Source organism: Methylibium sp. T29 (genome assembly GCF_000576205.1).
Classification (GTDB): domain Bacteria; phylum Pseudomonadota; class Gammaproteobacteria; order Burkholderiales; family Burkholderiaceae_C; genus Methylibium; species Methylibium petroleiphilum.
Genome location: NZ_AZND01000134.1, coordinates 1 through 9,484, shown reverse-complemented (window position 1 = coordinate 9,484; position 9,484 = coordinate 1). Strand labels below are relative to the sequence as shown.

Sequence of the window (9,484 nt, the reverse complement as noted above, 5' to 3'; positions counted from 1 at the left end):
CGGGCGACCGGTCCGCGTTGCGTGGGGCAGGCCTTCCCGGCCGACGGCTGCCTGATCGAGGGCCGGACGCAGGCCGACGAATCGCTGCTGACGGGCGAGTCGCGGCCGCTGGTGCGCGGCGTCGGCGACGCGGTGATCGCCGGCAGCCTGAACCTCGGCGCGCCGGTGCTGATGCGGGTCACACAGGTCGGCCATGGCACCCGCCATCAACAGATCGTGGCGCTGATGCAGCGAGCGCTGACCGAGCGGCCGTCGACGGTGCGCTGGGCCGACCGCGTGGCCGCGCCGTTCGTGGGCGGCGTGCTGCTGCTGGCGGCGGCGGCCTTCGGTGTGTGGATGCACGTCGACCCGTCGCGTGCCGTGTGGGTGGCGGTGTCCATCCTGATCGTCACCTGCCCCTGCGCGCTGTCGCTGGCTGCCCCGTCGGCGCTGATCGCGGCCACCGGCGCGCTGGCGCGTCGCGGCGTGCTGGTGCAGCGCCTCGACGCGCTCGAGACGCTGGCGCAGATCGACGTCGCCTGCTTCGACAAGACCGGCACGCTGACCGAAGACCGGCTTGCGCTCGCGCAGGTGGTGTGGCCGGACGGTGACGACCTGCAGGCCTGGCAGCGGCGTGCGGCGGCGTTGGCCGCCCACTCCCGTCATCCGCTCTCACAGGCGCTGGTGCGCGCGACGCCCTCCGAGGACGCCGCGTCCTGGCCTTGGCACGGTGCGCGCGAGCAGGCCGGGCAGGGCCTCGAGGCGCTCGATGCCGACGGCCGGCGCTGGCGGCTCGGGTCGGCGGCCTGGGTCGGCGTCGTGCCGCCCACCGATCTTGCGCGGCCGGCGGTGTGGCTGGCGCCTCAGGACGGGACAGCGGCCCCGCCGCACGCGCGCTTCGAGTTCGACGAGGTGCTGCGCCCCGATACGGCCGGCCTGCTGCAATCGCTGCGCGAGCAAGGCATCAGGTTGCGCCTGCTCTCGGGCGATCGCGCGGGGGCCGTGCAGGCGGTGGCCCAGCGTCTGGGCCTCGCGGATGCACGGCACGACGCGACGCCGCAGGACAAGCTGGCCAGCCTGCGCGCACTGCAGCGCCAGGGGCACCGCGTCCTGATGGTGGGCGACGGCCTGAACGACGGCCCGGTGCTGGCCCAGGCCGACGTGTCCGTCGCGCTCGGCCACGGCGCGGCGCTCGCGCAGCAGCGCGCCGACATCGTGGTGCTGGGCAGCCGGCTCGGTGAGATTGCCCATGCGCGTGGCGTCGCACGTCGCTGTGCCGCCGTCGTGCGCCAGAACCTGGCCTGGGCGGCAGGCTACAACGCGGTCTGCGTGCCGCTGGCCCTGCTGGGCTGGCTGCCGCCGTGGGCTGCTGGGCTGGGCATGGCGCTCAGTTCGCTCGTCGTGGTCGGCAACGCGCTGCGCCTTGCGCGCTGAACACAAAGGGACGGCGGACCGGATGGACAGCCTTTACCTGCTTTTGCCGATTTCGGTGCTGCTTGCGCTGGTCGTGCTCGGTGTCTTCGCCTGGGCGGTGCACCACGGCCAGTTCGACGACCTCGAGCGCGAGGCCACCCGGGTGCTGGAAGAGCCCGGCGCCTGCGGCGCGCCCGCCACGGCGGCCGACCCGAACGCGCACGCATCGACCGAAGCTTGACCGGCGTCAAGCCGCATCAAGGCTCCGGTTCGGACACTCCCTGTCATCGACAGGATGCGAGGAGAGTTCGATGAACGCAATGGCGGCCCAGGGAGCAGCGCCGGTCTACGAGGATCGTGTGGTCACGCAGTTCGCGCTGGCGGCCGTGCTGTGGGGCGTGGTCGGCATGGCGGTGGGCGTGCTGATCGCAGCGCAGCTCACGTGGCCGGAACTCAACTTCGGCATTCCCTGGCTGAGCTACGGGCGGCTGCGGCCGCTGCATACCAACGCCGTGATCTTCGCGTTCGGCGGTTGCGCGCTGATGGCCACCTCCTTTCACGTGGTGCAGCGCACCTGCCAGGTCCGGTTGTTCGCGCCGGCGCTCGCGCACTTCACCTTCTGGGGCTGGCAGGCGGTGATCGTGCTGGCGGCGGTCACGCTGCCGCTGGGCATGACCAGCGGCAAGGAGTACGCGGAACTCGAGTGGCCGATCGACATCCTGATCACGCTGGTGTGGGTGGCCTACGCGGTGGTGTTCTTCGGCACCATCGGCATCCGCAAGGTGCGCCACATCTACGTGGCCAACTGGTTCTTCGGCGCCTTCATCCTGACGGTGGCGCTGCTGCACCTGGTGAACAGCGCGGCGCTGCCGGTGAGTCTGACCAAGAGCTACTCCGCCTACGCCGGCGTGCAGGATGCGATGGTGCAGTGGTGGTACGGCCACAATGCGGTGGGCTTCTTCCTGACGGCCGGCTTCCTCGGGATGATGTACTACTACATCCCCAAGCAGGCCGAGCGCCCGGTGTACAGCTACCGGCTGTCGATCGTGCACTTCTGGGCACTGATCTTCACCTACATGTGGGCAGGCCCCCACCACCTGCACTACACCGCCTTGCCCGACTGGGCGCAGAGCGTGGGCATGGTGTTCTCGCTGGTGCTGCTGGCGCCCAGCTGGGGCGGCATGATCAACGGGATCATGACCCTCAGCGGTGCCTGGCACAAGCTGCGCGACGACCCGATCCTGAAGTTCCTGATCGTCTCGCTGTCGTTCTACGGCATGTCGACCTTCGAGGGGCCGATGATGTCGATCAAGACCGTCAACGCGCTCTCCCACTACACCGATTGGACCGTCGGACACGTGCACAGCGGCGCGCTCGGCTGGGTGGGCTTCATCTCGATGGGCTCGCTGTACTACCTGATCCCGCGCATGTTCGGCCGCAAGGAGATGTACAGCGTGCGGGCGATCGAGCTGCACTTCTGGATCGCGACCATCGGCGTCGTGCTCTACATCGCCGCGATGTGGATCGCCGGCGTGATGCAGGGCCTGATGTGGCGCGCCATCAACCTGACGGCACGCTGGTCTACAGCTTCGTCGAGAGCGTGAAGGCGACCTTTCCGTTCTACGTGGTGCGCCTGCTCGGCGGCCTGCTGTACCTGAGCGGGATGCTGCTGATGGCCTGGAACGTGGTGATGACCGTGAAGGCGGGCCGCCGCGCGCTTGTGCCGGTGCCCACCGCGCTGGCGCGCGCCTGAACCCTGCCGAGGACCCGATGACATGAGCAACGAACACAACGCAGCGCCGGCCCGTGGCCACGAGCGCATCGAGACTACCAACTGGCTGATGATCGTGCTGATCCTGGTGGTGGTGGCTGTCGGCGGCCTGGTCGAGATCGTGCCGCTGTTCTTCCAGCGCAGCACCACCGAGCCGGTGCCCGGCCTCAAGCCCTACACGGCCCTGCAGGTGGCCGGCCGCGACGTCTACGTGCGCGAGGGTTGCTACAACTGCCACTCGCAGATGATCCGGCCGTTCCGCGCCGAGACGCTGCGCTACGGCCACTACTCGGTGGCGGGCGAGTTCGTCTACGACCGGCCGTTCCAGTGGGGCAGCAAGCGCACCGGTCCCGACCTGCACCGGGTTGGCGGGCGCTACAGCGACGAGTGGCATCGCCTGCACCTCGCGAACCCGCGCGACCTGGTGCCCGAGTCCAACATGCCCGCCTATCCCTGGCTCGCCAAGGCGGCGCTCGATCCGGCCGAGATGCCTGGAAAGCTGCGCGCGCTGCGCGCCCTGGGCGCGCCGTACACCGACGCCGAGCTGGCGCAGGCCGGCGAGGACGTCAAGGGCAAGACCGAGCTCGACGCGCTCGTGGCCTATCTCCAGGTGCTCGGCACCGCGGTGAAGTGAGAAGGGGACGCACGAAATGAGCCTGAACGAATTGCGGGCAGCCGTGACGCTGCTGTCCTTCCTGGTCTTCATCGGCATCGTCGCCTGGACCTTGTCGCGTCGGCGCAATGAGAGCTTCGAAGAAGCTGCCCGTCTGCCGTTCGCGGCCGACGAGGCCGCAACCCGGCTGGGGGGCCGTCATGAGTGATTTCGTCGCGGTCGGTTGGCCGCTGTTCATCGCCATCGTCACGATCGCCGGCCTCGCGGCGTGCCTGGTGCTGCTGTTCATCGCCAGCCGCCGTAAGGTGATGGCCGGCGACAACACCACCGGCCATGTCTGGGACGAGGATCTGCGCGAGCTGAACAACCCGCTGCCGCTGTGGTGGATGGGTCTGTTCGTGCTGACGGTGTTGTTCGGTGCGCTCTATCTGGTGCTCTATCCGGGGCTGGGCACCCACCCAGGCCAGCTGCGCTGGACCTCGCAGTCGGAGTACGAATCGGAGATGGCGCGCGGTCGCGCCCAAGTGGAGCCTCTCTACGCGCGCTTCACCACGATGTCGGCCGCCGAACTGGCGCGTGACCCGCAGGCCCATGCGCTGGGCGAGCGGCTGTTCATCAACAACTGCGCGCAGTGCCACGGTTCCGACGCGCGGGGCAGCAAGGGTTTTCCGAACCTGACCGATACCGACTGGCTGCACGGCGGGTCGCCCGAGCAGATTGCGCAATCGATTGCCCAGGGGCGCCAGGGCATGATGCCGCCGATGGCGGCGGCAGTCGGCAGCGCCGACGATGTGCGCAACGTCGCGAACTACGTGCTGAGCCTTTCGGGCAGCCCGCACGACAGCATCGCGGCCCAGATCGGACGCACCAAGTTCACGGCCTGCGCAGCCTGCCACGGCCCGGGCGGCAAGGGCAACCCGGCGCTCGGCGCGCCCAACCTCAGCGATCGGATCTGGCTGCACGGCTGGGGCGAGGAGGCGGTGGTCCGGATGATCAACGAAGGCAAGACCAACGTGATGCCGGCGCACGCCGGGCGGCTGAGCGATGCGCAGATCCAGGTGCTCGCCGCCTACGTCTGGGGGCTCTCGAACGGCGGGGCCACGACAACGGCCGCAGCGAAATGAGTCACCGCCGCCGCCCTGGCGCGAGTTGTCGATGAGTCGACCGGCGTCACGCGTGATCCCGATCGCGCCGGTGTCCGACGACACCGGCGAGATGGTCTCGCTGTATGCGAAGCAGGCGACCATCCACGCGCGTTCGGTGCATGGCTGGTTCGCTGCGTGGCGCTGGGCGCTGGTGTGGCTCACGCAGCTGGTGTTCTACGGGCTGCCCTGGCTGCCCTGGAACGGCCGCCCGGCGGTGCTGTTCGACCTGGGCGCACGGCGCTTCTACATCTTCGACCTGGTGCTCTACCCGCAGGACTTCATCTACCTGACGGGCCTGCTCATCCTGTCGGCTTACGGGCTGTTCCTGTTCACCGCGGTGGCAGGCCGCCTGTGGTGCGGCTACGCCTGCCCGCAGACGGTCTACACCGAGATCTTCATGTGGGTCGAGCACCATATCGAAGGCGACCGCCAGGCGCGCCTGAAGCTCGATGCCGCGCCCTGGGGCGCCGCGAAGCTGGCCCGCCGGTCGGCCAAGCACGCGGTGTGGCTGGCGATCGGCCTGTGGACTGGCTTCACCTTCGTCGGCTACTTCACGCCGATCCGCGAACTGGGCGGCGAGGTGCTCGCGCTGATCGGTCTGGCCGGCCCGGGGTCGGCCGGGCCCGGCCCCTGGGAAGCGTTCTGGGTGCTGTTCTACGGCTTCGCGACCTATGGCAACGCCGGCTTCATGCGCGAGCAGGTGTGCAAGTACATGTGCCCGTACGCGCGCTTCCAGAGCGCGATGTTCGACCACGACACCCTGATCATCAGCTATGACGGCGGGCGCGGAGAGCCGCGCGGCTCGCGCCCGCGCAGCCTGGCGCACGACGCGCTGGCCGCCCAGGGCAAAGGCGACTGCATCGACTGCACGCTGTGCGTGCAGGTCTGCCCGACCGGCATCGACATCCGCGAGGGGCTGCAATACGAGTGCATCGGTTGTGCCGCCTGCATCGACGTGTGCAACGGCGTGATGGACAAGATGGCGTATCCGCGCGGACTGATCCGCTATGCGACGCAGAACGGCCTGGCTGCCGGGCAGAGCAGGCTGGACTGGCGGCGTGTGTTCCGTCCGCGCGTGCTGGTCTACGGCGTGATCCTGCTGCTGATCTCGGTCGGCTTCGTCACCAGTCTCGTGCTGCGCAGCCCGATGCGCGTCGACGTGGTGCGCGACCGCGGTACGTTGGCAAGGCTGGTCGACGAAGGGCGCATCGAGAATGTCTACCGGTTGCAGATCATGAACGCCACCGAGTCGGAGCAGCGCTACCGGGTGGTGGTGAGCGGCATCGCCGGCGCGCAGGCGCAGGTGCGTGACGAGGTGCGGCTGGCCCCGGCCGAGTCGCGCTGGGTGCCTGTCGCGGTGCAAGTGCCGCCGCAGAGCGCCGCGGCCCTGGGCCCCGGCGCCCACCCCCTGCGCTTCGAGATCATCCGCGAGGCCGACGGCATGCAGCCGGCGGCCAGCGTGTCCGAGAAATCCACCTTCGTCGTGCCGCGCTGAACGCGGCCCTCTCCGGAGCAACCCATGACCCCGAACGAGAACGCAACCCGCCCGACGCCCGCGCCTGAGCGGCCGCTGCCCTGGTGGCGCGAGCCCATGCTGTGGCTGGTGCTGGGCGGCCCGCTGGCGGTCGTGGTGGCTGGCATCGTCACTGCCGTGATCGCCGTGCGTGGCAGCGACCCGGTGCTCAGCCGCAGCAGCGAACCGCTGGGCAGCGACACGCCGGCAGTGCAGGCGCGCAATCATGCGGCCACGCCGCGCCCCGAGCGCTGAGCGTGGTGCCGCCCGTCGACCCGGAGCTCGCGACGATGAGACAACGCACGCTGTGGATCGCCTGGCCGTCGTTCCTGATGGCGGGTGTGCTGGAGGTCCTGGTGTTCAGCGCAGCCGACCCGGCGGAACTGAACGGCTGGGTCGGGCGCGCGCTGGAGACGGTGTCGCCGGCTGGCGTCTACACGCTGGCCTTCTTCGCGTTCTGGACCGTGTGCGCGCTGACGTCGATGTTGACGCTGCTACTGGCAACGCCGGAGCCGGCCAATACCGAGCCGCGCCGCTGGCCCTGAGTCGCGCCGGGCGAGGCAGGCGGCGAACCTTCAGCAGGCCGGGCCGTTGACGAGCCGGCGCAGCCCGGATTCGTCGAGCACGCGGATGTCGCGCTGCTTCACCTCGAGCAGACCTTCGTCCTGGAACTTCGAGAAGGTGCGGCTCACGGTCTCCAGCTTGAGACCGAGGTAGCTGCCGATCTCCTCGCGCGTCATGCGCAGCACGAGCGACGAGGCCGAGAAGCCGCGTGCCTGCAGGCGCTGCGTGAGGTTCAGCAGGAAGGCCGCGAGCCGCTCCTCGGCCCGCATGCTGCCGAGCAGCAGCATCACGCCGTGGTCGCGCACGATCTCGCGGCTCATGATCTTGTGGAACTGGTGCTGCAGCGGCGTGGATTCGCGCGACAGCTTCTCGAGCTGCGAGTAGGGGATCTGGCAGACCTGGGAGTCCTCCAGCGCCACCGCGTCGCAGGCATGGCGGTCGGTGCTGATGCCGTCCAGTCCCAGCAGTTCGCCGGCCATCTGGAAGCCGGTCACCTGGTCGCGGCCGTCGTCGGCGGACACGCAGGTCTTGAAGAAGCCGGTGCGCACCGCATAAAGCGACTCGAAGCGATCCCCGGCGTGGAACAGCGTGTCGCCGCGCTTCACGGGGCGGCGGCTGCCGACCAGCTGGTCGAGGTGGTCGAGATCGTCGTCCGACAGCCCCACCGGCAGGCAGAGCTCGCGCAGGTTGCAACTGGAGCATGCGACCTTGAGGGCCTCGATGCGGATCGGTTCACGTTCCATGCGCTTCATTATGATCTTGTGCGCCACCCGCGATGGAGCATGTGAGTCGGCGGCAGTGTCGTGAGGGGCAAGTTGCATGATCGACCTCAAGCTGTGCGTGGATTGTCGGAGGCCGCCGGCGACCGGCCTTGACCCAGATCAAGAGCCCGGTGAGAGGCCCTCGGCACAGTCCGGACATGCCCCCTCCGACCCTGACCGACATGCTGGAACCGGCTGCGCCGAGCGAGGAACTCCTGAGTCGTCTGGACGCCGGTGGGCCGCGCTACACCTCCTACCCGACTGCCGACCGCTTCGTGGAGGCCTTCGGCCCCGCTCAGTACCGGCAGGCCCTGGGCCAGCGCCGCAGCGGCGCCCCGGCGGCCGGCGCGGTGGGCGGCGGCACACCGCTGTCGATCTACGTCCACATCCCATTCTGCGAGTCGGTCTGCTACTACTGCGCCTGCAACAAGGTGATCACCCGGCAGCACCGGCGCGGCACCGAGTACCTGGAGTGGCTGGGCCGCGAGGTGGCATTGCACCAGGACGTGATCGGCAGCCGCCAGCGCGTCAGTCAGCTGCACCTCGGCGGCGGTACGCCGACCTTCCTGGACGATGCGGAGCTGTCGCAGCTGATGGCCCTGCTGCGCGGCGCCTTCGACCTGCAGCCGCAGGCCGAATGCTCGATCGAGGTCGACCCGCGCACCGTCAGTGCCTCGCGGCTTTCGCACCTGAAGGCGCTGGGCTTCAACCGCCTGAGCTTCGGCGTGCAGGACTTCGACCCCGAAGTGCAGCACGCGGTGCACCGCGTGCAGCCGGCCGAGCAGGTGGAGGCGCTGATCGCCAGCGCGCGCGCATTGGGCTTCGATTCGATCAACGTCGACCTGATCCACGGCTTGCCCAAGCAGACCCCGGCCTCGCTGGCCCGGACGGTGGAGCAGGTGGCGCGGTTGCGGCCGGACCGCGTGGCGCTCTACAGCTATGCGCATCTGCCGCAGCGCTTCAAGCCGCAGCGGCGCATCCATGCGGCAGACCTGCCGGGCACCGCCCAGCGCGTGACGATGCTGTCGAACGCGATCGCCGCCTTCCTGGCGCACGGCTACGACTACATCGGCATGGACCACTTCGCCCTGCCGGGTGACGCGCTGGCCGCGGCCAAGCGGCAGGGCCGGCTGCACCGCAATTTCCAGGGCTACAGCACCCAGCCCGACTGCGACCTGATCGGCCTGGGCGTCTCGGCCATCGGCCGCATCGGCGCGACCTACAGCCAGAACGCGAAGACGCTGCCGGAGTACCAGGACGCCCTGCGCTCCGGGGAACTGCCGGTGGTGCGCGGCCTCGTGCTGACGCGGGACGATGTGGTGCGCCGCTCGGTGATCATGGCGCTGATGTGCCAGGGGCGGGTGGTGTTCGAATCCATCGAACTGGCCCACCTGCTCGATTTCCGCCGCTACTTCGAGGCCGAACTGCGCCGGCTGCAGCCACTGGCCGGGCAGGGGCTGATCGAGATCGACGACGACGCGATCCAGCTCACCCCGCTGGCTGGTACTTCGTGCGCGCGGTGGCGATGGTGTTCGATCGTCACCTGCAGGCCGACCGCGATCGCGAACGCTATTCGCGGCTGATCTGACGCAAGGGACAGTCACCGCATGAGCCTCTCGCTGGTGGCGGCCGGGCTGGCGATCGGCATCGCGGGCAGTCCGCACTGTGCCGCGATGTGCGCCGCGCCCTGCGCGGCGATCGAGCGGTCCTGCGGCGGCGCACGGC

Annotated in this window: 9 protein-coding genes and 2 pseudogenes; 10 read left to right on the top strand and 1 reads right to left on the bottom strand. The window is 69.5% G+C overall.

Annotation, left to right across the window (positions count from 1 at the left end; all coding sequences use genetic code 11):
• The 9 genes and pseudogenes from x551_RS14700 to x551_RS14660 form a co-directional block, all read left to right on the top strand.
• The coding region (locus x551_RS14700) for a heavy metal translocating P-type ATPase (protein ID WP_036249178.1) at positions 1-1,413 on the top strand (1,413 nt) is incomplete at its 5' end.
• Entirely contained in the window at positions 1,403-1,633 is a 231-nt protein-coding gene (ccoS, locus tag x551_RS14695) for a cbb3-type cytochrome oxidase assembly protein CcoS (RefSeq protein WP_310732247.1), read from the top strand. The genes x551_RS14700 and ccoS, both read left to right, overlap by 11 nt.
• Positions 1,634-1,712: 79 nt before the next feature.
• Positions 1,713-3,145, top strand: a pseudogene (gene ccoN / locus x551_RS14690) (cytochrome-c oxidase, cbb3-type subunit I).
• A 22-nt stretch (positions 3,146-3,167) separates the two neighbouring features.
• On the top strand, positions 3,168-3,797 hold the full coding sequence (gene ccoO, locus x551_RS14685; RefSeq protein ID WP_036233331.1) for a cytochrome-c oxidase, cbb3-type subunit II: 630 nt from the start codon (positions 3,168-3,170) through the stop codon (positions 3,795-3,797).
• A gap of 16 nt (positions 3,798-3,813) precedes the next feature.
• Positions 3,814-3,984 carry a CcoQ/FixQ family Cbb3-type cytochrome c oxidase assembly chaperone gene (locus x551_RS14680; protein ID WP_011830064.1) on the top strand — a complete coding sequence of 57 codons (171 nt, stop codon included), beginning with the start codon at positions 3,814-3,816 and terminating at the stop codon, positions 3,982-3,984.
• The gene (gene ccoP / locus x551_RS14675) at positions 3,977-4,900 is read left to right on the top strand and encodes a cytochrome-c oxidase, cbb3-type subunit III (RefSeq protein ID WP_036233335.1); all 924 of its coding nucleotides are present in this window, start codon (positions 3,977-3,979) and stop codon (positions 4,898-4,900) included. The genes x551_RS14680 and ccoP overlap by 8 nt, the downstream gene beginning before the upstream one ends.
• A 31-nt stretch (positions 4,901-4,931) precedes the next feature.
• Entirely contained in the window at positions 4,932-6,416 is a 1,485-nt protein-coding gene (gene ccoG / locus x551_RS14670; RefSeq protein ID WP_081771341.1) for a cytochrome c oxidase accessory protein CcoG, read from the top strand.
• Between the two features lie 24 nt (positions 6,417-6,440).
• A complete protein-coding gene (locus x551_RS26165) occupies positions 6,441-6,689 on the top strand; it encodes a hypothetical protein (protein WP_011830061.1) in 249 nt (82 codons plus the stop codon).
• A 35-nt stretch (positions 6,690-6,724) separates the two neighbouring features.
• Positions 6,725-6,979 carry a hypothetical protein gene (locus x551_RS14660; protein WP_036233355.1) on the top strand — a complete coding sequence of 85 codons (255 nt, stop codon included), beginning with the start codon at positions 6,725-6,727 and terminating at the stop codon, positions 6,977-6,979.
• A gap of 30 nt (positions 6,980-7,009) precedes the next feature.
• Here the strand turns inward: x551_RS14660 and fnr are convergent, their stop codons facing one another.
• Positions 7,010-7,750 (bottom strand): fumarate/nitrate reduction transcriptional regulator Fnr, encoded by a 741-nt coding sequence (gene fnr, locus x551_RS14655; protein WP_148210938.1) that lies wholly within the window; start codon positions 7,748-7,750, stop codon positions 7,010-7,012.
• A 167-nt stretch (positions 7,751-7,917) separates the two neighbouring features.
• Here fnr and hemN point away from each other — a divergent pair.
• Positions 7,918-9,347: pseudogene (gene hemN / locus x551_RS14650) on the top strand (oxygen-independent coproporphyrinogen III oxidase).
• The last annotated feature ends 137 nt before the right edge of the window (positions 9,348-9,484 follow it).

Coding starts and splice junctions, on each gene's coding strand:
- ccoO (WP_036233331.1), top strand. CDS start 3,168: ATGAGCAACGAACACAACGCAGCGCCGGCCCGTGGCCACGAGCGCATC.
- x551_RS14680 (WP_011830064.1), top strand. CDS start 3,814: ATGAGCCTGAACGAATTGCGGGCAGCCGTGACGCTGCTGTCCTTCCTG.
- ccoP (WP_036233335.1), top strand. CDS start 3,977: ATGAGTGATTTCGTCGCGGTCGGTTGGCCGCTGTTCATCGCCATCGTC.
- ccoG (WP_081771341.1), top strand. CDS start 4,932: ATGAGTCGACCGGCGTCACGCGTGATCCCGATCGCGCCGGTGTCCGAC.
- x551_RS26165 (WP_011830061.1), top strand. CDS start 6,441: ATGACCCCGAACGAGAACGCAACCCGCCCGACGCCCGCGCCTGAGCGG.
- x551_RS14660 (WP_036233355.1), top strand. CDS start 6,725: ATGAGACAACGCACGCTGTGGATCGCCTGGCCGTCGTTCCTGATGGCG.
- fnr (WP_148210938.1), bottom strand. CDS start 7,750: ATGAAGCGCATGGAACGTGAACCGATCCGCATCGAGGCCCTCAAGGTC.